The organism is Nitrospira sp. (assembly GCA_024760545.1).
Lineage (GTDB): Bacteria > Nitrospirota > Nitrospiria > Nitrospirales > Nitrospiraceae > Nitrospira_D.
On record CP060501.1, the window covers coordinates 3,964,616 to 3,986,140 of the forward strand.

Genomic DNA, 21,525 nt, shown 5'->3' on the forward strand with positions numbered 1-21,525 from the left:
AAGGAGAAGTCACGTGGCAAAGAAATACGTCTACTATTTCGGCGATGGCAAAGCCGAGGGCACCTCGAACATGAAGGAGTTGCTCGGTGGAAAAGGCGCAGGGCTGGCCGAGATGACCAATTTGGGTATCTCAGTCCCGCCGGGGTTTACGATTTCTACCGAAGCCTGCGTCGAGTATTACAGGATCGGCAAGCAATACCCTCAGGGAATGTGGGATGCCACGTTGAAGGCGCTCAAACGTGTCGAACGATCGATGGGCATGGGATTCGGGAATCCTGAACGGCCGTTGCTGGTCTCAGTTCGATCCGGGGCGCGAGCCTCGATGCCGGGCATGATGGACACCGTGCTGAACGTCGGCCTGACGACGAAGACCGTGGAAGGGTTGGCGGCAAAAACGCGGAACGATCGGTTCGCCCAGGACAGCTATCGGAGATTCGTGTCGATGTTCGGCAGTATCGTGATGGGCGTGCCTCGCGAACATTTCGAAGCCATCCTCAAACACAAGAAAGCCGAAGTCGGGGTCGCGCACGAGACGCATTTGGATGCCAGGCATCTCCGCGAATTGGTTGCAAGTTTCAAAGCCCTCATCAAGGAAGAAACGAAAAAAGATTTTCCGGATGAGCCGCTCGAGCAACTGGAGCTGGCGATCAACGCCGTCTTTTCGTCCTGGTTCGGCGCGCGCGCCATTACCTACCGCCGGTTGTACGGCATTCCCGATTCCTGGGGAACCGCAGTGAACGTCGTGGCGATGGTCTTCGGGAATATGGGGGAGACAAGCGGCACGGGGGTGGCCTTTACGCGGAGCCCGAGTTCCGGCGATCGGGCCTTCTTCGGTGAATGTCTGATGAATGCGCAAGGCGAGGATGTCGTCGCGGGGATTCGAACCCCTCTTCCGGTGAGTGCCCTCGCGAAGAATGTCCCTGATGCTTACAAGGACCTCGAACATACGTATAAGAAGCTCGAAAAGCACTACCGGGATATGCTTGACCTCGAATTTACCATCCAAGAGGGCAAGCTCTATATGCTGCAAACTCGTGTCGGCAAGCGGACGGGGATTGCGGCGGTGAAGATCGCTGTGGATATGGTGAAAGAAGGGGTCATTTCCAAGCAGGAAGCGGTGCAGCGTATCGGGGCCGATCAACTCGCGCAGTATCTCTATCCGATTTTCGACTCCAAAGAAGAATCGAAATCGAACCCGCTGGGGAAGGGGTTGCCGGCCGGACCGGGCGCAGCTGCGGGGAAGATTGCGCTGACCCCTGATCGCGCGGTTGAACTGAGAGCGGCGGGCAATCGCGTCGTACTCGTCAGGCAGGAGACCAGCCCGGATGATATTCACGGCATGAATGCGGCGGCCGGTTTCTTGACGGCGCGCGGCGGGATGACGTCTCATGCCGCTGTGGTCGCTCGGCAGATGGGCAAGGTCTGTGTCGCAGGGTGTGACGCGGTCGAGGTGTTGGACAGCCAAACGGTGAAGATCGGCGCCAAGACGTTCAGGGAGGGAGATTATCTCTCGATCAACGGATCGACCGGCAATGTGTATGAGGGCGATATCCCGGTCGTCGAATCAGAAATCATTCAAGTCATTCAGGGGAAGCTCGATCCAAAAAAGTCCGACAAATATCAACGGTTCGCGACGATTCTGTCCTGGGCCGACGGTTTCCGCAGGCTTCGCGTCCGTGCGAACGCCGACGTGCCGGACCAGGCGAAGATTGCCAGAGGGTTCGGCGCGGAGGGCATCGGCTTGTGCCGGACCGAACACATGTTCTTCGCCGAGGATCGCATTCTGATCATGCAGAAGATGATCCTGGCCCGAACGAAAGAAGAGCGTGAAAAATACCTGGATCAGCTGCTGCCTCTGCAGAAGCAAGATTTCGTCGGACTCTACCGAGAGATGAAGGGCTATCCCGTGACGATTCGCTTGCTCGATCCGCCGCTCCATGAGTTTTTGCCCAAGCGGGAAGAGCTGATGGTCGAGATCGCCCAGCTGGAATTGACGGGAAATGACGGGGCCAAGCTGGAAGAACAGCGTCGGCTTCTGGCCCGAGTCGAGGAACTGCACGAGTTTAATCCGATGCTCGGTCTTCGCGGATGCCGGTTGGGGATCACCATGCCGGAGATCACGCGCATGCAAGCCAGAGCGATCATGGAGGCCGCCTGCGAGCTGGCGAAAGAAGGCGTGAAGATCGTCCCCGAGATCATGATTCCGCTCGTGGGCATGGTCTCGGAGATGAAGTCGCAGAAAGATCTGATCCGTGAAGTGGCTCAAGAAACGACGAAGCGCTACGATGTGAAACTGTCGTACCTGATCGGGACGATGATCGAATTGCCCCGTGCAGCCGTCACCGCCGAACACATCGCCAAAGAAGCCGAATTCTTTTCGTTCGGGACGAACGATCTGACGCAAACCACGTTTGGCTTTTCGCGCGATGATGCGGCGAAATTCATCGACCATTATCGAACCATCAATATTATGGAATCGGATCCGTTCGCCGTGTTGGACCGGGAGGGGGTTGGATCGCTGATGCGCCAGGCCATCGCCGGAGGCCGGCAAACCAGGCCCGATATCAAATTGGGCATATGTGGCGAGCACGGAGGCGATCCGAGTTCTGTGGAGTTCTGCCATGAACTGGGCTTGGATTACGTGAGCTGTTCGCCGTATCGAGTGGCGATCGCCAGATTGGCCGCTGCGCATGCCGCTCTGGCGGAAGCAGATGCCAAGAAGTCCGCTCAACCCGCTACGTCGTCACGAGTGCGGTCGACTAGGACACGACCAAGTCGCCGTCGATCCCGCGTGGCCCGCAAGGCACGGTGACCAAGAGCGATCACGACCTTCGCTATATGACCCTGGCCCTTCGCCTGGCCGCGAAGGGCCGGGGAACGGCAAGCCCAAATCCGATGGTTGGAGCCTTGGTGGTTCGTCAAGGCCGCATCATCGGACAGGGCTTTCATCTTCGGCCTGGAACCCCCCACGCAGAAATTCTCGCGCTGCGACAAGCAGGGCATCGTGCCCGAGGGGCGACGCTCTATGTCACCCTCGAGCCTTGTTGCCACCTGAAAAAACGCACGCCTCCTTGTGTCCCTGAAATCGTCCGGTCCGGGGTCTGCCGCGTGGTCATCGCGATGCATGATCCCAATCCCTCGGTGAAAGGAAGAGGGATCAAACAGCTTCGGCAGAGCGGGATCTCCGTCACGATTGGAGTGGCACGGCCGGAAGCGGAAGAGCTGAACAAAGCCTACGGCCATTTCATGAAGACCGGCCGCCCCTATGTGATACTCAAGGCTGGTATGACCCTTGATGGAAAGCTGGCCACGGCGACAGGGGAGTCGCGGTGGATGACGGGTGTGCCGTCTCGCAGAGAGGCGCACCAGCTTCGCCGCGATGTCGATGCCGTGTTGGTTGGGGTCGGAACAGTTCTGGCCGATGATTCTTCGCTGACCGCGAGAACCGGGGCGCAGTTAGAGACGTTGGCGGCACGGCAACCTATCCGGATCGTCGTGGACAGCCTGCTGCGCACTCCGCTCAAGGCACGGATCCTGACACAACAAGACAGAGCAAAAACCATTATTGCCACAACGGCCGCGGCTCCACGAGTGCGCCGCTCGGCTTTTGAAAAGAAGGGCATAGAGGTCCTCACCCTTCCCTCCGTGCGGGGCCGTGTGTCGTTGACTGTTCTGCTCAAGCTACTCGGTCGGCGCGGTATGATGTCTGTATTGGTGGAAGGCGGAGGTGAAGTGAACGCCGCGATGCTGAGAAGTAAGGTCGTCGATCATATTCGTCTCTACATGGCGCCGGTGCTTCTTGGCGGTCAAGATGCCAAAGGCATCATCGGTGGGAAAAGTCCGGCTCGGCTCGCAGGAACGATCAAGCTGCGTCATATGGTGACACGATCCGTTGGTGATGACATCGTGGTGGAAGGAGATCTGTGACGGCACGGATCAGCATGCTCATCCTGTCAGTGTTGCTTACGGTCGGCATGGGCTCCGGTTTCGCGGAGGTCTCGGAACCATCCACCAAGACACTTGCTTCGCTGATCGATAGATTTCTCGATACGGACAATAGTGATGAGGCGGAACGCTTACTCTTGAGCATTCTTTCCGATAAGAATGCGTCCATCGAGTCGGTATCTCAGATCTTAAAAGCGGGACGAACCTATCAGAGCCAACCTGTCGGCACGCTTCCCGACGAACAGATCGTGGTCCGGGGACGGACGTACCCGCTGTCGATGCTGATTCCGACGACGTATCAGGCGTCGAGAAGCTATGCCTTAGTCGTGTGTCTACATGGATACGGGTTTACTGGAGAAGAGTATTTGGAACGGTGGCGAGCACGGTTGAGCAATGACTATCTGTTGGCCTGTCCCACCTATCCCTCCGGCGCGTGGTTTACAAGGCAGGCCGAAGATTTAGTGCTGGAAACGATCCGGCAAGCTCGCCGACGGTATCATATCGACCCGGATCGGATTTTTCTCACCGGCATGTCGAACGGGGGGATCGGTGCCTGGCTGATCGGCATGCATCATGCGCCGCTGTTTGCGGGGCTTGCGCCTATGGCCAGCGGACTGGATAACGTGCTGATGCCTTTTCTGGCGAATCTCCGCAACACTCCGGTCTATATCATTCATGGAGCGAAGGATCAGGTCATGCCCGTAGACCTCAGCCGGTCGATCGCCCGAGAACTTGATGGGCTTGGCTATCCGTACGTGTACCGTGAGCATGAGCGCGAGCATCCCATGGCCGGAGGCCACTATTTCCCGAAAGAAGAACTGCCGGACCTTGTTGCCTGGTTCAATAGCCGGCGCCGTGAGCCGCTGCCGTCGAGACTGACTCTCGTGCGCGACGCCAGCCACTTTCAGCCGTTCAACTGGGTGCGATTGGAATCGACCGACCCCATCGCTGCGTTTTCAGAAGACTTGGTCGACAAACGTGATGAACGAATCAAGCGTCGTGAATATGCCAAGATCGATGCGGCGATTACCGGAAATAACCGTATCGAGGTGACTGCCGAGCGCGTCCAGCGGTACAGCTTGTTTTTGAACGATCAGCTGATCGATTTCTCCACACCACTGACGGTGATGACGAACGGCCGTCTCTCGTTCGAGGGAATGGTCTCGCCGTCGGTTGAAACCTTGCTGCGGCAAGCCAGATTACGGCAGGACCCTGAGCGGCTCTTTCCTGTCCATCTCACGATCGCTATAGAGAAGCCGGCTTCATGAGCTCCACGCGGCAACTCACACCGCGACACGTAGCGAGCATATTCGCCGTCGTGCTCGGAGCGGGGATTGTTTTGTCGGCTGGACATGGGCAGTCCGAATCCTGTTCATTATCGGCGGTTCATGCTGGACTGGCGTTTCCCGTTCAGCGAGTGGATCCGAGCTGGACGTGCAGGCTGCAAGCCATTATACAGGACCATACAACTGAAAGCAGAGTAGGCCCGGTCCGAGCCGCTCTCTCTGAATCGATGTATCGGCATCTGCTGGACCACCCTCCATTTACCGCGGCGTTGATGAGGCGCCTCAAGCTTGGGTTATACCAGTCAGAGGGCCGAGGCCCAGGTCGCTTCTGGGGTGATGATGGTGAGGGGACCAAAGGCATCGTGGAGCTTGTGTATGAGGATGCCACGTCCCGTATTTATTATCTCGAAGGATCGCACGAGAGCCGGCTGCTCCCGCATGTCACAGGAAAAGCGGTCGTCTTTCTCCGGGCGGACGCCGTGAGCAATGCGAATCGCGAAGAAATGATGGACAGCACATTGGTCGCGTATACGAGGCTGGACAATCGTTTCCTCTCAGGGTTGGTTTCTCTGCTGCATCCGCTTGTCACCCGCATTGTCAAAAGCAGGTTGCAAAAAGGGGTGGAGACCGTCAATAGATTGGGTTTGGCGATGAGACGAGACCCCCAACGCGTATTGGTAGCGGCCATGGATCCGCCACCATTACAAGAGCACCACGTGGCCTTCTTGAAAACGGCGCTCATTCCCCTTCAAGATATCGACAAGGCGATTTCCCGCGACAGATCCATCCCATGACCACTGCTCGTAGTTTCGCGCTGCTCTGCACCGTCGGTGTATTCTGCTTTATCAGCTACAACATGGTGCGCATGCCGGTGTTGGCGTTGTTCGCGGAATCACTGGGCGCCGGACCCGAGCGAATCGGACTGATTGTCTCGGTTTCGACCTTGACCGGCGTCTTTCTGAAGCTTCCGTCCGGGGCATTGTCCGATATCTATGGGCGACGGTTGCTCCTGCAGATAGGGGTCATCGCGTTCGGTGTGCCGCCATTTATCTACCCGTTCGTGTCGGACTTGAACGTCCTGACGGCTCTCCGGATGTTTCATGGTTTGGCGACGGCCATCTTTGCCCCCAGCGCCTTGGCGACCGTGGCGGATTTGTACCGGGAACGGCGCGGTGCCGCGTTGGGCACGTACACCGCTTGCACACAATCCGGTGCGCTGCTCGGGCCGTTCATCGGCGGCTATCTTGTCTATCAAGCGGGCTTCCCTTCAGCATTCGTCACAGCCGGGGTGTTCGGCTGTGTAGCCGGCATCATTTTCTACAGCCTTCACCTCACGCCACCGCCTCCGAGACTCCAAGAAAAAGGGTTAGCCCCTGTGCTGGCCGAAATGTGGAGAGGTTTTGCCGTGGTCGTGCGGAACAAGAAGGTCTTGGTGACCAGTTCCACGGATGCGGCCAAGATGATTGCCAATGGCGCCCTGATGGCGTTCCTGCCGCTGTACGGTATCTCCGTTGGGCTCAACCCGGGAGAGGTGGGAACACTGTTCACGGTCCAGGCTTTCACGTCATTTTTTTCCAAGCCGATTATGGGCCGGATATCCGACCGAGTCGGCCGCCAACCGCTGATCGTTCTCGGCCTGCTGATTTGTGCCGGAACCTTTGTTCTTATCCCGCAGGTTTCGATGTTTCCTCTTATGCTCGTGTTGTCTGCCGGCTTTGGTTTCGGCGAGGCGGTCGTGTCTTCATCTTCATCAGCGCTTGTCGCAGACAGTTCCGAGTTCAAGACACTCGGGGCGGGTATGGGGATGCAGGGGACGATCATGGATATCGGGCACGCCAGTGGACCGTTATTGGCGGGCGTGCTGATTGCGAACCTGAGTTATCCCATGGCTTTCGCCATCATTGCCGGGATGCAACTGGTGGCAGCGGGCGTGTTCTGGGTGGCGATGAAGCGAATGTAAACGCTGCTATCTCGATGACGGCTGCGATATAATTGGCGCGTGATGAGAGAGATTGCGGTTGAAAATCTTGTGATCGGCACGCTGGCTGGTCTGGGGGTCGTTGTGTTGCTTGTGCTGTTCGTCTATGTGGTGAAGCAGATCATTATGAGGAAAGACTGATGTTCTCCGGCATCGTCGAAGAAATGGGCGCAATCACCTCCCTGGGGAAAACGCTTGCGGGAACCAAGCTCACGATCCTCGCCTCGACTGTGATGAGCGATCTCAAGATCGGTGACAGTGTCAGCGTGAATGGAACCTGTCTCACAGTAGTATCGACAAACGAGCGCGACTTTTCCGTGGAAGTCTCGCCTGAAACACTCTCCATGACGACGCTCGGTAGCTTTGCAGTGGGAATGCCTGTGAACCTTGAGCGAGCCATGAGGCTCAACGAACGCATCGGCGGGCATCTGGTGGCCGGCCATGTGGATGGGGTCGGCACTATCCGGGGACGACATCAGGACGCCAACGCGATTGTTTTCACGATCGAAGCCCCTCCGCACATCTTGAGGTACTGTGTCGTGAAAGGCTCGGTGACCGTCGACGGTATCAGCCTGACGGTGAACGAGGTGAGCGACAAAAGCTTTTCAGTGACGATCATTCCACATACGGCGAAAGTGACAACGCTCGGTCTCAAACAGGTCAACGATCTTGTGAATCTTGAATCAGATCTCATCGGGAAGTATGTCGAGCGCCTGCTCCAAGAGCGTGATCAGCTTCCTAAACCCACTATCAGCATCGATAAAGACTACCTGCAGAAACGCGGACTGATCTAATTCCACATTACTGAGCAAACGACGAAGTGGCGGAGTCCGGCTCCATCTAAGGCTGGTTCTTGGCGGAAGCACGGAAGGCAACATGAAGCGCGAGCCCGAGAATGATGGACACGAAAAGCCCAACCCCTAACTGGGCATCGAAGCTTATCGGCCCGATGTAGATCTTGTACAATTGTAAGCCGATGAGGGGGAATGCCACGGCCAGAACGAGACTCAGCAGGTGCCACCTCAGATAGATCGGCTCACCTGGTTTTCTTCCCCACTTCATGCCGAAAGACTCGCCGCGCGGTTCTGCTACTTGAGCAAGAATGCTTTGGAATCTTCGCCGGAAGCTGTTGTGACGGTCACAATCACAAGACCCTTACGACTGATGGTCGGGACGGTGGCCACGATCGTGGACTCGTTGCGCATCGTAAACACGGCGGCTTGACCCGGGCCGAATGACACGCCACGCAAACATTCGGGCGAGCCGAACTGCATGCCCTTGATGGTCACTTTGGCGCCAGGCTTTCCTTCATCAGGAACCAGCTTGGCGATCTGCGGAGCCATGCCGAAGCAGGCTTTCGCCTTTGCGGCGGTTTCGGCCGAGTGAAATTTTGGATCCGCCTTCGGTTTGACGCTCTTGGATTGTGGTGTGGCTTTTGGTTTCTGGTCTTCGGCAAGCGTGAGGTCTGGGGCGATGACTTGCCACGGTAGGGTGAGTGCACCGAACAAGAGTGCTGCTATAAAAATGGTTGGTTGCGCCATTGTGATTCCCTTCAATCAGTTCAGGATAGATCGTGTGTAACTGGTCTGTACGTTACTCCTCGATAGTCGAAATATCTCCCGGGTCTTGTCCCAGCTCTTTTGCTTTGAGCACTCGCCGCATGATTTTCCCGGACCGCGTTTTCGGGAGCGAAGCCACGATGTCGATTTCAGACGGGACACCGATCTTGCCCAATTCCTTCAGGACCTGATCCTTGATTGACTTAATCAAAGCGGGGCTTTCGCTTTCTCCTTGTTTCAGGATGATGAAGGCTTTGATCGACTCGCCGACTGTCTTGTGGGGTTTGCCGATCACGGCAGCTTCCGCGACGGCGGGATGGCTGACTAACGCGCTTTCGACTTCGGCGGTGCCAAGCCGGTTTCCGGCTACCTTAATCACGTCATCCGCGCGACCCATGAACCACAGATAGCCGTCTGCGTCCTTGTGGCAGACATCGCCGGCGGTATAGCAATTGGGGATGGTGGTCCAGTAAGTTTTGTAGCGTTCAGGATCTTTATAAATCGTGCGCATCATGGCGGGCCAGGGTTTCTTGATGACGGCGAAACCACCGGCATTGACAGGGAGGGAATTCCCCTCACGATCGACGACATCGGCTTCAATCCCGAAAAACGGTCGCGTGGCCGAGCCGGGTTTCAGCGGCACGGTGGGGAGAGGGGTGATCAAGATCGAGCCTGTTTCGGTCTGCCACCAGGTGTCCATGATGGGTTTGTCCTCGCCCGTGACACGATGAAACCATTCCCAGGCTTCCGGGTTGATCGGTTCTCCCACGCTCCCAAGGATGCGGAGCGTCGAGAGGTCGAATTTCTTCGGCCAGTCTTCGCCGTAGCGCATGAGCAGGCGGATGGCAGTCGGGGTCGTATAGAAAATCGATACGCCATACCGTTCAATGAGATCCCACCATCGGCCGGGATTCGGATAGTCCGGCTTGCCTTCCGCGGTCAAAATCGTTGCGCCGTTGAGCAGCGGGCCATAGACGATATAGCTGTGGCCTGTAACCCAGCCTGGGTCGGCCACGCAGAAGTATACGTCGTCGTCTTTCAGATCGAACACATACTTCGTCGTCACATAGGTGCCGACCATATATCCACCATGCACATGGACGACGCCCTTTGGCCTCCCGGTGGTGCCGGACGTATAGAGAATATAGAGCGGGGTTTCGGCGTCCAACGGCTCTGCTTCACAAATGGGTCGCTCAGAAGCTAGCCATTCATTCCAGTCAATTTCCTTTGGGGCAGAAAGGGGCGGATTTTGAGTTTGGCGCTGGACGACAACGACGTGGTTGACCGTCGGGCAGGTCTTGAGTGCCTCGTCCACGACGGGTTTCAAGTGGATGGCCTTGCCGCGATCGAACCCGACATCGGCCGTAATCACAACCTTGGTTTCCGCGTCGTTGATACGGCTGGCAAGGGCCGGAGCGCTGAAACCCGAATAGACGACGCTGTGGATCAGACCGATCCTGGCGCAGGCCAGCATGGCGACGACCTGTTCGGGGATTTTGGGCAGGTAGATGGTGACGCGGTCACCTTTCTGGAGACCCAGCTTTTTGAGGGCGTTTGCGCAGCGGTTGACCTGCCGATAGAGTTCGCTATATGTGAAAATTCGTTCCTGATCGTTTTCGCCCACCCAGATCAGTGCGACTTTATTCCTACGCCAGGTCTTCACGTGACGGTCCAGGCAGTTATAGGCAATGTTACATCGTGCCCCGACAAACCATTTGGCCCATGGATAGTCCCATTCGAGGACCTTGTCCCAAGGAGAGAACCACTCGAGCTCCCTTGCGGCCTCACTCCAAAACCCTTCCGGGTCGGCGATGGATTTCTTGTATTCGGTTTCGTAGTCTTTGATGTAGGCTGCGGCTATTGTCTTGGGTGTCGGCCGGTACGTCCGACTTTCCTTCAAAAGGGTTTCGATCTTGTCGCTCATGGCAGAAGGGTCTCCTTCTTCAAGGCCGTCAATCGCAAAGCCATAATTATGGACAAACCTGAGAGCTCCTGCAACCATCCATTTTCTCAGGGACTCTACGTTCGGGCCGCGCCCGGCCTCCCTCTGGCGTTTCTTGACACATGTCGAAGCCGGGGATAGGCTGATTTGACCGACGATGCAAGGCATTGTATGAAACCCCGCGGGATCAATGTGTTGGGCCTTTTTCTGCTGATTGCTCACGTGTTCTGTATTTTCTCGGTCGGCGCCCCCTCCACCGCTGAAGCTCAGTTGGGAAAACCGGAGGGTCTCTACTACAAATCCTGGGCGATCATTATCGGAATCGAGAACTATGTTCTCGCGCCGTCCATTCCGGGAGCGATCAACGACGCCAAGAAAGTCGCCGAGGCATTTCGGCGATTGGGGTTCGACGAGGTGGTCGAACTGTACGACAAAGATGCAAGCGGCCGACGTCTGCATCAGCTGTTGAACGACATGTTGCCGAGAAAAGTAGGGCGCATGGACCGGCTCGTTCTTTTCTATGTGGGTCATGCCGGGTCGATACAAGATGCTGACGGGCAAGATCGCGGATACCTGGTTCCATTGGACGCACAACTCAATAACGCAGCCAAGTCGATCACAGTCGAGCATCTCAAGGAGTTTACAAGGAGGTCGGCTTCGAAACACACGCTCCTCATTTTGGATGCGCCGGTCTATGGGTGGGAAACAACCGAACCACAGGGACTCTCCTTGGAAGGACGAGTTGGCCCGGAGTCGGACACCGAGCGCCGGGCGGTTCAGGTCATCAGCGCGGCTAGTAGAGGAGAAGCCTCCGTCCGCCTCTATCACAGTAGCCGCTTTGTTCAGACGCTGTTGGCCGGACTTTCAGGGTCTGCAGATCTGGACGGAAACGGCTGGCTCATGGCCTCCGAGCTCGGTACCTATATTGTGCAACAGGTCGGTGCGGTCTCCAATGGATCACAACATCCGACAAGTCTACGAATCGATGGTGATGGCGACACCGTATTGATCGAAGGAAAAAAGTCGGCATTTACACTTGGAGCCGGACCCCGGACTCCTTCCGAACGGCAACAGGAGGCAAAGGCTCAATACGAACGTGCCTTTGCGCTGCTGCAGGAAGGAAAGTCGACGGAAGAAGCGGTCGAGCGGTTGGACCGGGCGATTGGGTATGATCCGACCTACGGTGATGCCTACGTGCTGAAGAGTTATGTCCTGTTAGAGGTGATGCCGAACCTTGATGAGGCCCTGAAAGCGGGTCTTCTTGCGGTCAAATACGCACCGGACAACCCGGATTCTTTCTATACGCTGGGATTGATTCACGAAAAACGGAGGGAGTTTGCTGATGCTGAGGCGGCCCTTCAGCAAGCAGTGCGCGTGAACAATGGGTATCAAGACGTCTACTTTGCGTTGGGGACGCTGTACGCTGATCATCTCAATGACCAGCCCAAGTCCGTGGAGGCGTTTCGTCGGTACGTGGAGCTGGGCGGCACACATGCTCGGGCTCATGCCGCCGTCAATCAGGCCGATCACGGTCCGAGGCCCTAGTCGGTCTCACCACCCTTGAGATATCCGAGGCCGATCTTAACGGCTCGCCGTGTGATCTCCGCCCAGCGCTCTTGAGGATAGGCCGAAAGTACTGCGGCGGTTCTTGGATCTTGGATATCAAGGTTAAGAATTCTAATGATGCCGTCTTCAATCTGGATCTCTGCCACAGAGTCTTCTCCTTGTCGATAGCGAGGCCGCACGAAGCGCGCGTTGCGTTGACTGCCCAAAAAACGCATGCTAGCATGATTCGAACGTTTTTGCGCGGGATGTTATACGTACAGCAATTATACTTATTCACCCTAAGGAGGATTGTATGATCAGGTCACAAGCGATTCGTTCAAGACTGGTCGGATCCGGTCTTGCTGTCCTTCTCATCATGGGACTTGTGGCTTGTGGTGGTCCTCCCAAATGGGTTCAGCAGGGGTCAGGGGCATTTAACGAGAAAGATACGAAGGCATTCTATGGCGTGGGGGCGGTAGCCGGGGTACGGAATGCGCCGCTCGCCTGGGACACGGCGGAAAACCGCGGCAGGGCGGAAATTGCCAGGACGTTTGAGACCTATACCGGATATCTGATGAGAGACTACGCCGCTTCGACCACTGCGGGGGATTTCACCAGAAATACTGAAGAGCAGAATGTCGAGAGAGCCATCAAGACCATCACGACCACGACACTCAGCGGAGTCCGTAAGATCGATCAGTATATGGATCCCAAGACCAATACCTATTACGTCTTGACCAAGTTGAGCTTGGAGGACATGAAGAATAATTTGGAGCAGGCCAAAGAACTCAATTCCCAAGTCCGGGATTTCGTGCGGAAGAACGCCGATCGTCTGTTTGAACGGTTGGAGAAGGAAGAAGAAAAGCGCGGTGTACACTAATCTCGACGCATGAGACATCTATTCCTTCCCGGAGGCCTATAGTGATGCGAACATGTCGTCCTTCTCTCGTCGTCATGCTGAGTGCGGCCCTCGCTTTGTTCGGATGCGGACAGGCAACGAAGGTGACTCGTGTCGACGCAGGGGTCGTGACTGATTTGAGCGGCAGGTGGAACGATACGGATTCCAGGATGGTGGCGGAGGCGATGGTCAAAGAGGCGTTGCAATATCCCTGGCTCGGGAATTTTGAAAAGGCGAACCAGCGGCAGCCTGTCGTCGTCGTGGGGACGGTGTTGAACAGCAGCCATGAACATATCAGCGTGCAGACGTTTATTACGGATCTGGAACGGGAGCTCACCAATTCTCAAAAAGTCACCTTCGTGGCAGGCAAGAGTGAGCGCGACGAAGTTCGAACCGAGCGGAAAGAGCAAGCCATTTATGCTCGCGAAGAAACGCAGAAAGCCCCCGGAAAAGAGATCGGGGCGGATTTCATGATGAAGGGTACGATCGCCACCATTCTTGACGAAGTCGACGGAACCAAAGCGGTGTTTTACCAGGTGGATCTTCAGATGATCGACCTGGAGAACAATGCCAAGGTTTGGTACGGACAGAAGAAGATCAAGAAAGTGGTGGAGAAGAAACGCACGGTCTTTTAGGTTCCACGGACGCTGTTGAGCCCACTCTTCCCACGCTTCGTCCACAGTGGTTCGGTGCGGGTGCGCATTACCCTCCCAATCTCCCTGGCCCTATTCCTTGCCGTCCTTGTGCTCTCCACCGGGTGCGGTCCTTCCGTCAATCGCTACCTTCTTATCGAACAAAGCCTCGTTGCCGGTGATCCCCAGCGGGCGGCGGCGATTGTCGAGCAGACCCAGAAGGAATATGGGGCCAAAGGGCGGCTGCTGTACGAGATGGATCGTGGCATGGTTCTGCAGTTAGCGGGCCAGTATCAGCAAAGTTGTGACGTGTTTGAGCGCGCCGAGGAGGAAGTTGAACGTCTCTACACCAGGAGTATCCGTTCGGAAACCGCCGCTTTTTTAACCAATGACAACGCCTTGCCATATGAGGGAGATGCCTACGAGCACGTGATGATCAACGTGGTCAACGCCCTCAACTATGCGGCACAGGGACAACTTCAGGAAGCACTGGTAGAGGCGCGTCGCGTCGATCATCGCCTCAACATGCTGGGTGACAGAGTCACGGATACCGGCAAATACCGAAACGACGGGTTTGCTCGGTACCTCAGCGGCATCTTGTACGAAGCGGCCGGCGACCTCAATAACGCATTTATCGCGTATCGCAACGCGTATGAAGCCTATGGCGCCATGCGGGGATGGTTGAGAATGTCGTCTCCACCTTCTTTGCGCGGAGATCTCTTGCGCACGGCGGAGGCGCTTAATCTGACGACCGAGTTCGAGTCCTACCGGCAAGCATTCCCTGATGCGGCGTGGCAGCCGCTCTCATCCCTGGAGCAACTCGCTCAAGTCGTGATGATCAGTTATAATGGGCGCGCTCCACGAAAAGAGGATCTGTACTTGGATCTACCTATCAGTCTGGATGCGCTGCAGTTGGTCTTGATCAATCGTGGGGTTTTCCAGTCCCCCTATCCGCGAAATCACGCAATGGACGGCGTGCTCTATGGACTCAACGGACGGGTCGTCCGCGTTGCGCTCCCCAGGTTGGTTCCGCAAAAAACGCGGGTGGCGTTTGAAAATATGACACTGACCGATTCGGCCGGCCACTCGGTCACCGTGCGATCGGAACTTGCGCATAATGTGACGGCCCTCGCCGAGAAGAGCCTGTCGGAACGTTTGCCGGCGATCACCGCGAAGGCTCTCGCTCGAGCGGCCACGAAATTCGCGATGGCGGAGGGAGTGACTAGAGGAGCTCAGCATGCCGCAGGCAAGGATGCCGCTCCATGGGTCGGACTACTTGTTGAGTTGTTGGCCAAGGGGTTGGCGGTGGCGTCTGAGGAAGCCGACAAGCGAAGTTGGCAGACCTTACCGGACGAAATTCATGTCGCCAGGACATGGGTGCCGCCGGGTCAGTACCGAGTGTCCATTCAGCCGTCGGGATCGGGAGTGGCCATGGAGCAGAACGGGCAACCGCTCTCGCTTACCGCCGGGCAGACGACGTTCATCATCCAGCGTGTGATGCAATGACGCCCAGTCGCGGATCGGCCTTCAGGCAAACCCTGGCGGTCTTCATCAGTCTGTGCTGCCTCATATCCATATCGGCTGGGTGTGCGTGGTTCGCCGGAAAGGGAAAGCCGGAGTGGGTCGAGGGCCGGAGTTCGGAGTATCCATCTACCCAGTACCTGACCGGCGTCGGCCAAGCCGACAGTCGAAACAGCGCAACGGACCAGGCCTATGCGGCCGTCGCCCGCATCTTCAAAGCGGAAGTCGCGGCGCAGGCGAAAGACTGGGAATCCTATTTAGTCGTTGAGAATCGCGGTGTCTCCAACGCCGAACGACGGTTGGCGATCGACAACGTGACGAAAGTCTCGACCGACAAAGTGCTCGAAAACGTGAGCATCATGGATGCGTGGTACGACACGAACGAAGGAATACACTATGCCCTGGCGGTGATGAGCCGTTCCCAGGCTGAGTCATCGTTAATGGACAAGGTCTCGACGCTGGATCGCGCGATCGACGCCGATGTCGCTGAGGCCCGGCAGACAACCGACAAGCTTGCCAAGGTTCACGCCCTTCGGCGGGCCGGTCGCAATTTGGTGCTGCGCGAGGTCTACAACACAGATTTGCGTGTGATTCGCGTGAGTGGACGAGGAATCCCGTCCGCCTATCGGGTCAACGAATTGTCCGGCGAGCTGGAGCAATTTCTTGCCACGAATCTGGTGCTTGCGGTACAAGTGTCGGGTGATCATGCAGAGCCAGTGGGACGGGCACTTGCAGAAGGGCTTGTCCGTGAAGGATTTCACGTGACGACCAAGACGGCAAGCACGGAAACTGGTTCTGCGGAATTGGTCGTTCGAGGCACGGTCCGGCTGTTTCCCATCGATGTCCATGATCCCTACTTCAAGTATGTCCGATGGTGCAGTGATTTCGAGATTATGGATCCGGTGGCGCAGCGGGTCGTCGGGGCAGTGGCACGAGGTGGAAAGGAAGGGCACCTAACGGAGCGCGAAGCGACCGCAAAGACACTCCGTGTTATTCAACAGGAATTGTCGTCGGATGTGGCCAGGGCGATCGCCTCGCATATCTTCGGCGAGGGCGCGTTGCCCGAGACGGCAGTGATGCCGGCCGGTTGCCCACGAGAAGAATCATCGGTGAGGCGGTAAACGAACATTCTTTCATGAGGAGGCGGCGATTGTGAAAAAGTCGGATGAACTATCAGCAAGTCGAGCTCCACGGAGCAGGGGACGGGGATTGACCAAGTCCGGGCAAAAAGTTTCGAGCCGGCTGGCGAAGCGTCGATTGAATGATCGCCTGAAGGAAGACACCGTGTCTTTCAATAACGGCAATCTAGCCGATACCTTGCGAAAAGAAGGGTATGAAGAGGTGCCGCTCGACGAGCTGCAAGATCGGCTCTCCAAGCTCCAAGGGCCGCTCGCCGAAATCATTCTGAAAGGGAGGGTGTAACGGGATGCCATACTACTATTTTGACTCAACCGCGCTCATCAAGCGGTACAGCATGGAGCGGGGTACCCGCATCGTGAACAAGCTGATGGTGAAACGAGGAAAAGTGGCGATCGTTCCGACGTGGTCAGTGACGGACTTCTATTCGATCCTGTGTGCGCGGGCGCAGGAGGGGCAGATTACGCGGGATGATTGCTATTCCGTTCTCTACAAGTTCGAGATTGAATCCAAGCAAGGGCTCTACCAGTTCATTGCGCCGAAGATGGAGACCTACTTGGCCACCAAGGAATTGGCCTTGGAGTATCCGTTCCTACGATCGCCTCAGGTCATGCACCTTGCGCTGGCGTTGGAACTGAAACCGTTGAGGTTGACCGTCGTCAGCGCGGATATACAACTGTTGGCCGCGTCCAAGACCGCAGGGTTGCACATTATCAATCCGGCGGAAGACTAGCACGTTCGTGCGCGTGGGGACGCCGCGATCATGAGGCTCTGATATTGGCCGATCGGCCGCGGGTTGTCTCGTCGGAGGCTTGGCGTAGAAGTTCCAGCACGGCATGGTTCCATCCGGCAGGACCGATTCCCGGCGCGCGAATGAGGTTCGGCAGATTGATGTCCGGGTCATACGAACCGTCTGGTTTTTGCACCAATACCGGGCGATCAACCGTCAGCAGGAGCGGAAGATCGTTCAAGCTATCGCCGATACCGATGGTTTCCACCTCGTCCGGCAGCTTGTGCAACCGTCCTTGCCGCTTATAACAGCGGAGAAGAATTTCCGCGGCTCGCCCTTTATCGTTGTTTCCGGTCAAGTGAAAGAAGCGCCCGCCTCTCGTCCAACAGAGACCGCGTGTCACGATCTGGCGACAGATTTCCTCGATCAGCTTGGGAGGCCCGTTGACTAAAAAGGGCTCATCAAACTCCCGAAGCATGGCTCGCAGCGCATCTTCACGAGCAAGCCCCGTCTGCGCCATGACTTCGTCGACCGACAGGTCGCCGAATCCTCGCAGCGGCGTCCCGACGGCCTCTTCGATTTGCCTCAGCACATCACGCAGGAGAGCGTAGGGCGTGCCCAGTTCGATGACATGATACGAAGAGCGGCGTCGAGACCGTTCCAATGGGAAGTCAAACGTGCCTTGAGGGACGAAAACCGCCGCTCCATTTTCGGCGATAAAGGGGTCATGGTGATCGAGGCGCTCCCGAAGGGGTTCGATTTCCGCGCGGGTTTTTCCCGAAACGAGAATGACCGGAATGTTCTGGGAGCGGAGAGCGGCAAGCGCCGGGCGTGCTTCGTCGAAAGAGTAGGTGTTGCCGTCTAGGAGACAGCCGTCCAGGTCTGTGAAGAGCAGGTAGCGTGACATAGTGATTAGAGATGGCGTAAGTCTTCGTTGATCTGCGATCTAGAATGTCCGGCCAAGCGTCGCTCCAGAAAATCCTTCGCCAGATCCTTTCCGCCCAACCCAAGGGCGAGCGCCGCAGCCAGGACGAGGCCTCCCCAGGTAATGCCGAACCCGACGACCACGATGTGCTGCGCAATCCCCAACTGTTCAAGCGCCATCGCCACCGTCAATAATTGAATGCCCCAGCGTGTTCCCGCCGCGATCCAGCGGGCCGGCGGTAATCCGGCATTCACGGCGGCGATAAGGACGGCTTGGGAGACAAAGTTTGAAACGAGATAGCCGATGATCCCGATGACCGCCGCAGTGACCAAATGAGGGATATATGACAACAGCGAGTGAGCCGCTTCATTGATCGGGGCGACGTCGAGCGCGCCCAGCGAAGCCGTGGTGGCGAAGATCACGATCAGCCAGTACGTGATGCGACCGATGATATACGATGGATCGGATTTGATGCCTCCTCTCAGGAGGGCGCCGGCAATCCCGATTCGGTCGCAGAGCCGGTCCAAGCCGATGACACGAAGCAGTCGTTCCATCAAGTGTCCGGTTCCGTAAGCCACTGCCAGGCCGACTAATAGGAGGACCATCATGGCCATGATATTAGGAAGGATGGCGAGCACGCGTTCCCCGAGGGTGGTGACGGGTCCGAGTAAGGTATGTTCCCAGGTTGAAGTCATGGCTGACTCCTTTCAGGCCTTGCGCGAGCGGCACCGATGACTTCCCGCGCGTCATGAGACTGAAGCCAACGGGTGACAAGGTATTCTTTCTGTTTCTCGAACGTTCGGCAGAGACATTCGATGAGATGCTCGGCTTCTGCCGTTGTTAGTCCCTGGGTATCGAGCACGAATGATGCGGTTTTCCCCAGATAGAGAGGGGTCAGCGCTTTCAGGAGATGTTCCTGCGGAAGCACGTGTCGATGGTGCGCCAGAGCGGCGTCATAAATGATCTGGGCCCACAGCGCATCAGGAATGCGAAAGTCCCGCATGGGCACGCCTCGGAGACGGGACAGCTGATCCAGTGAATCTTCCGAGAGAATGCGCGACCAAATATCGTGGAGATCTGTGAGCCCGAGGTGAAAGAAGTCCACCATCCGCTCGACATTGACGTTGACCGGCTCGACTCCCACTTCATATTGGAAGCCGAATAGGGGAACCTTTCGAGAGCCGGTGATCGGTAGCCAACCGGAAGCATGGGACTCCATCAAGGCAAACAAGGCGCCGACGACCTGTCGCAACATGGATGAGAGGTCGGCGGCAGGATCCTTGGGGTCATGAATCTTGGCACCGAGAAAACTTTGACAGACCTTGGCGCCGCTCGTGATCGCTTCGGTCGTCATCCAGATATCGATGCCGAAACGTGCCACGTCAGATTCCCAGACATGTTTTTCAAGATAGTGTTGGGCCAGTTCTCCGGTGAAGCCGAAATCCCCGCCGATCGGTTGGCGAACTTCCTGCCCATACAGCGCGCGGGTGAGCGGGTAGGCGATGCTGTTGGTGATGGTCCCGTCGTACTTGTGACGTCGATAATATGGCGCCACATAGTCGTAACCTTCTTTGAGGATGGGGTGCAGGAGCAGTTCCATCCACTCAGGTGTGATGCTGCGCACGTCCGAATCGACGACCGCGCAGGCCGTGACTTTCAATCGCCGAGCGATCTCAAAAATCGTGCGGAACGCGCTGCCCTTGCCGGGAATGCCGTGATAGGGCGTGACGATGCGCTGCAGCGTGCTTTGTCGATCGCTGATAAAGAGCGGCTCCAAATCGACCATGGTATGGGCCACGATCGCGGCGGTTCCATCGGTGGAGCCCCCGTCGGAGTTCACCAGAACGGCGCGATGGCCGCTAAAATATTTGGCCAAGCCCGCGCCGACCGCGCGGACGACATGGCCGACGGTCCCCGCATTGTTGAAGCTGGGAATACCGACCAGGATATCGGCGCTGCGCACCGTTTCCAGGAGAGATTCGGTCTCGGCTGTGAGTGGGATCAGACCGTTATTCATGGGATCGGTTGCCGTGTTTCCGCTGTTGGGTCCCAGGCGTGATCTTGTTCGACGGCGTCCATGAGCCGATGAAAGATATCGGGTACGGCATGGGTGACCCGGCTCCAGTTAGAGATCATAGGTACGCCCAATGGGTCCCCGAGAAAGCTGTCGGTGGCCAACATCATCCCGCGGAGGAACACCTCAACCGCGCGCCGCTCTTCATGGCGGTCAAAGCGCAGACTGTTGATCGCGGCATCATTCTCGTACCGGCTGATGGCTTCTTGGGCTGCCTGGAGGTAGGTGGCCCGCAAGGTCTTGAGCGTGCTTTCCGACAGGACCAACCCTTCGCTGGCCAAGTTGCGAAAGAGAGATTTCGTGATGTCGACGCACATTTTCAACAAGCCCGCATCCGGATTGTGCGTCGACAGCGTTTGATGCTTGTGCTCATACGCATCGGCGATATCCGCCTGGCAGATCCGCCGAAGCGCGCAATTGCGGTACACCTCGGCCAGCATGCCGATTTCCAGCCCCCAGTCACCGGGAATGCGATTGATCCACGCCAGATCACGCACCATCGCGAACTCGCCGGCAAGCGGATACCGAAAACTGTCGAGAAACGACAGGAGAGGATGCGGGCCGACCAGCAACTGCAGGCTGCGGATCAGCGGGGTAATGAAGAGGCGAGTGACACGGCCATGCATGCGGTCCGTCACCCGGCTGTAATACCCCTTGCAGAACTCGTACGCGAGGTTCGGATTGGCCACGGGGTAGCAAAGGCGAGCGAGATACTGACGGTCATAGCTCACAATGTCGCAGTCATGAAGCGCCATCACCTGGCTTTCCCCTCGCGCCAGTACATAGCCATAGGCAGTCCAACATCCTCGCCCCTTGCCCTGTAGACCGACGTCGATCTCATGCGAAACCAATATATTTAGAAGAGCTTGAATTCGAGTTCCGTCATTCCAGATGACACGGACGCGTTGGGGTAGTTGGGAAAAGAATTGCTTGGCCAGTCTGAATTCCAACGCAGAGGCCTGATCCAGGGAAATGACGATTTCATTGATATAACGAACCTCGCTCAGGGTCTCGACGATTCGCTTGAGAGCAGGACGTTCCAGCTCTGCATAGAGCGATGGAAGGACCAGTGCGATTGGAGTCGTCTTCGCATATCGTTCAAGCTCTTCCTCAAGTTGTTCAGTATTGGACTGCCCAAGACGATGCAGAACGGTCACAACGCCATTTTGATAAAAATCAGACACGGTGTCCTCTCTAGAGATCCCTAGTTCCGTGATTATTGCTGAACGCCGGTCGTAAAGCCAGCGGGACGAAATGGAAGTGGATACCTAGGGATTATGCTAGTACAAACTTGTTAAAGAGTGCAGGGGGTATGCCATCGTCGGCTGTGGCTAGACCCTTGGATTCACGTCG

21 protein-coding genes are annotated in these 21,525 nt (G+C 56.8%); 13 read left to right on the forward strand and 8 right to left on the reverse strand.

What is annotated here, in order from left to right:
• Positions 1-13 precede the first annotated feature (13 nt).
• From H8K03_18705 to H8K03_18730, 6 genes are all read left to right on the forward strand, one after another.
• On the forward strand, positions 14-2,812 hold the full coding sequence (locus tag H8K03_18705; GenBank protein ID UVT19791.1) for a pyruvate, phosphate dikinase: 2,799 nt from the start codon (positions 14-16) through the stop codon (positions 2,810-2,812).
• Positions 2,813-2,838: 26 nt separating this feature from the next.
• Entirely contained in the window at positions 2,839-3,927 is a 1,089-nt protein-coding gene (gene ribD / locus H8K03_18710; protein UVT22544.1) for a bifunctional diaminohydroxyphosphoribosylaminopyrimidine deaminase/5-amino-6-(5-phosphoribosylamino)uracil reductase RibD, read from the forward strand.
• A gap of 14 nt (positions 3,928-3,941) precedes the next feature.
• A complete protein-coding gene (locus H8K03_18715; protein ID UVT22545.1) occupies positions 3,942-5,213 on the forward strand; it encodes a hypothetical protein in 1,272 nt (423 codons plus the stop codon).
• A complete protein-coding gene (locus tag H8K03_18720; protein ID UVT19792.1) occupies positions 5,210-6,025 on the forward strand; it encodes a hypothetical protein in 816 nt (271 codons plus the stop codon). The genes H8K03_18715 and H8K03_18720 overlap by 4 nt, the downstream gene beginning before the upstream one ends.
• The gene (locus H8K03_18725) at positions 6,022-7,191 is read left to right on the forward strand and encodes an MFS transporter (protein UVT19793.1); all 1,170 of its coding nucleotides are present in this window, start codon (positions 6,022-6,024) and stop codon (positions 7,189-7,191) included. The genes H8K03_18720 and H8K03_18725 overlap by 4 nt, the downstream gene beginning before the upstream one ends.
• Positions 7,192-7,349: 158 nt before the next feature.
• On the forward strand, positions 7,350-8,003 hold the full coding sequence (locus H8K03_18730) for a riboflavin synthase (GenBank protein ID UVT19794.1): 654 nt from the start codon (positions 7,350-7,352) through the stop codon (positions 8,001-8,003).
• Between the two features lie 46 nt (positions 8,004-8,049).
• Here H8K03_18730 and H8K03_18735 read toward each other — a convergent pair whose 3' ends face one another.
• The 3 genes from H8K03_18735 to acs are packed head-to-tail and all read right to left on the reverse strand — an operon-like array spanning position 8,050 to position 10,692.
• The gene (locus H8K03_18735; GenBank protein UVT19795.1) at positions 8,050-8,271 is read right to left on the reverse strand and encodes a hypothetical protein; all 222 of its coding nucleotides are present in this window, start codon (positions 8,269-8,271) and stop codon (positions 8,050-8,052) included.
• Positions 8,272-8,297: 26 nt separating this feature from the next.
• Positions 8,298-8,750 (reverse strand): IPT/TIG domain-containing protein, encoded by a 453-nt coding sequence (locus H8K03_18740; GenBank protein ID UVT19796.1) that lies wholly within the window; start codon positions 8,748-8,750, stop codon positions 8,298-8,300.
• A gap of 52 nt (positions 8,751-8,802) precedes the next feature.
• Entirely contained in the window at positions 8,803-10,692 is a 1,890-nt protein-coding gene (gene acs, locus H8K03_18745; GenBank protein ID UVT19797.1) for an acetate--CoA ligase, read from the reverse strand.
• A gap of 189 nt (positions 10,693-10,881) precedes the next feature.
• Between acs and H8K03_18750 the strand changes: the two genes are divergently transcribed.
• A complete protein-coding gene (locus H8K03_18750; GenBank protein UVT19798.1) occupies positions 10,882-12,255 on the forward strand; it encodes a caspase family protein in 1,374 nt (457 codons plus the stop codon).
• Here the strand turns inward: H8K03_18750 and H8K03_18755 are convergent.
• Positions 12,252-12,422 (reverse strand): hypothetical protein, encoded by a 171-nt coding sequence (locus H8K03_18755; GenBank protein ID UVT19799.1) that lies wholly within the window; start codon positions 12,420-12,422, stop codon positions 12,252-12,254. The genes H8K03_18750 and H8K03_18755 overlap by 4 nt on opposite strands.
• A 146-nt stretch (positions 12,423-12,568) precedes the next feature.
• On the opposite strand from H8K03_18755, the gene H8K03_18760 reads away from it, so the two are divergent.
• From H8K03_18760 to H8K03_18785, 6 genes are read left to right on the forward strand one after another with little or no spacing between them, the layout of a single operon-like run.
• On the forward strand, positions 12,569-13,135 hold the full coding sequence (locus H8K03_18760; GenBank protein ID UVT19800.1) for an LPP20 family lipoprotein: 567 nt from the start codon (positions 12,569-12,571) through the stop codon (positions 13,133-13,135).
• 44 nt (positions 13,136-13,179) lie between these two features.
• Positions 13,180-13,788 (forward strand): penicillin-binding protein activator LpoB, encoded by a 609-nt coding sequence (locus H8K03_18765; protein ID UVT19801.1) that lies wholly within the window; start codon positions 13,180-13,182, stop codon positions 13,786-13,788.
• A 15-nt stretch (positions 13,789-13,803) separates the two neighbouring features.
• Positions 13,804-15,291: a hypothetical protein gene (locus tag H8K03_18770; protein ID UVT19802.1), complete on the forward strand. Its 1,488-nt coding sequence runs from the start codon at positions 13,804-13,806 to the stop codon at positions 15,289-15,291.
• Positions 15,288-16,427, forward strand: a complete 1,140-nt coding sequence (locus H8K03_18775; protein UVT19803.1) for an LPP20 family lipoprotein — start codon at positions 15,288-15,290, stop codon at positions 16,425-16,427. Before H8K03_18770 ends, H8K03_18775 begins: the two co-directional genes overlap by 4 nt.
• A gap of 31 nt (positions 16,428-16,458) precedes the next feature.
• Entirely contained in the window at positions 16,459-16,728 is a 270-nt protein-coding gene (locus H8K03_18780; protein ID UVT19804.1) for a hypothetical protein, read from the forward strand.
• Between the two features lie 4 nt (positions 16,729-16,732).
• Positions 16,733-17,176, forward strand: coding sequence for a type II toxin-antitoxin system VapC family toxin (locus H8K03_18785; GenBank protein UVT19805.1), 444 nt, complete (start codon positions 16,733-16,735; stop codon positions 17,174-17,176).
• Positions 17,177-17,204: 28 nt separating this feature from the next.
• On the opposite strand, the gene H8K03_18790 is transcribed toward H8K03_18785, so the two are convergent.
• The 4 genes from H8K03_18790 to H8K03_18805 are packed head-to-tail and all read right to left on the reverse strand — an operon-like array spanning position 17,205 to position 21,356.
• Entirely contained in the window at positions 17,205-18,080 is an 876-nt protein-coding gene (locus tag H8K03_18790) for an HAD-IIB family hydrolase (protein UVT19806.1), read from the reverse strand.
• A gap of 5 nt (positions 18,081-18,085) precedes the next feature.
• The gene (locus H8K03_18795) at positions 18,086-18,793 is read right to left on the reverse strand and encodes a hypothetical protein (GenBank protein UVT19807.1); all 708 of its coding nucleotides are present in this window, start codon (positions 18,791-18,793) and stop codon (positions 18,086-18,088) included.
• Complete coding sequence (locus H8K03_18800; GenBank protein UVT19808.1) at positions 18,790-20,115, reverse strand: glycosyl transferase family 2; 1,326 nt, start codon at positions 20,113-20,115, stop codon at positions 18,790-18,792. The genes H8K03_18795 and H8K03_18800 overlap by 4 nt, the downstream gene beginning before the upstream one ends.
• Entirely contained in the window at positions 20,112-21,356 is a 1,245-nt protein-coding gene (locus tag H8K03_18805; GenBank protein UVT19809.1) for a glycosyl transferase, read from the reverse strand. The genes H8K03_18800 and H8K03_18805 overlap by 4 nt, the downstream gene beginning before the upstream one ends.
• Between the last annotated feature and the right edge of the window lie 169 nt (positions 21,357-21,525).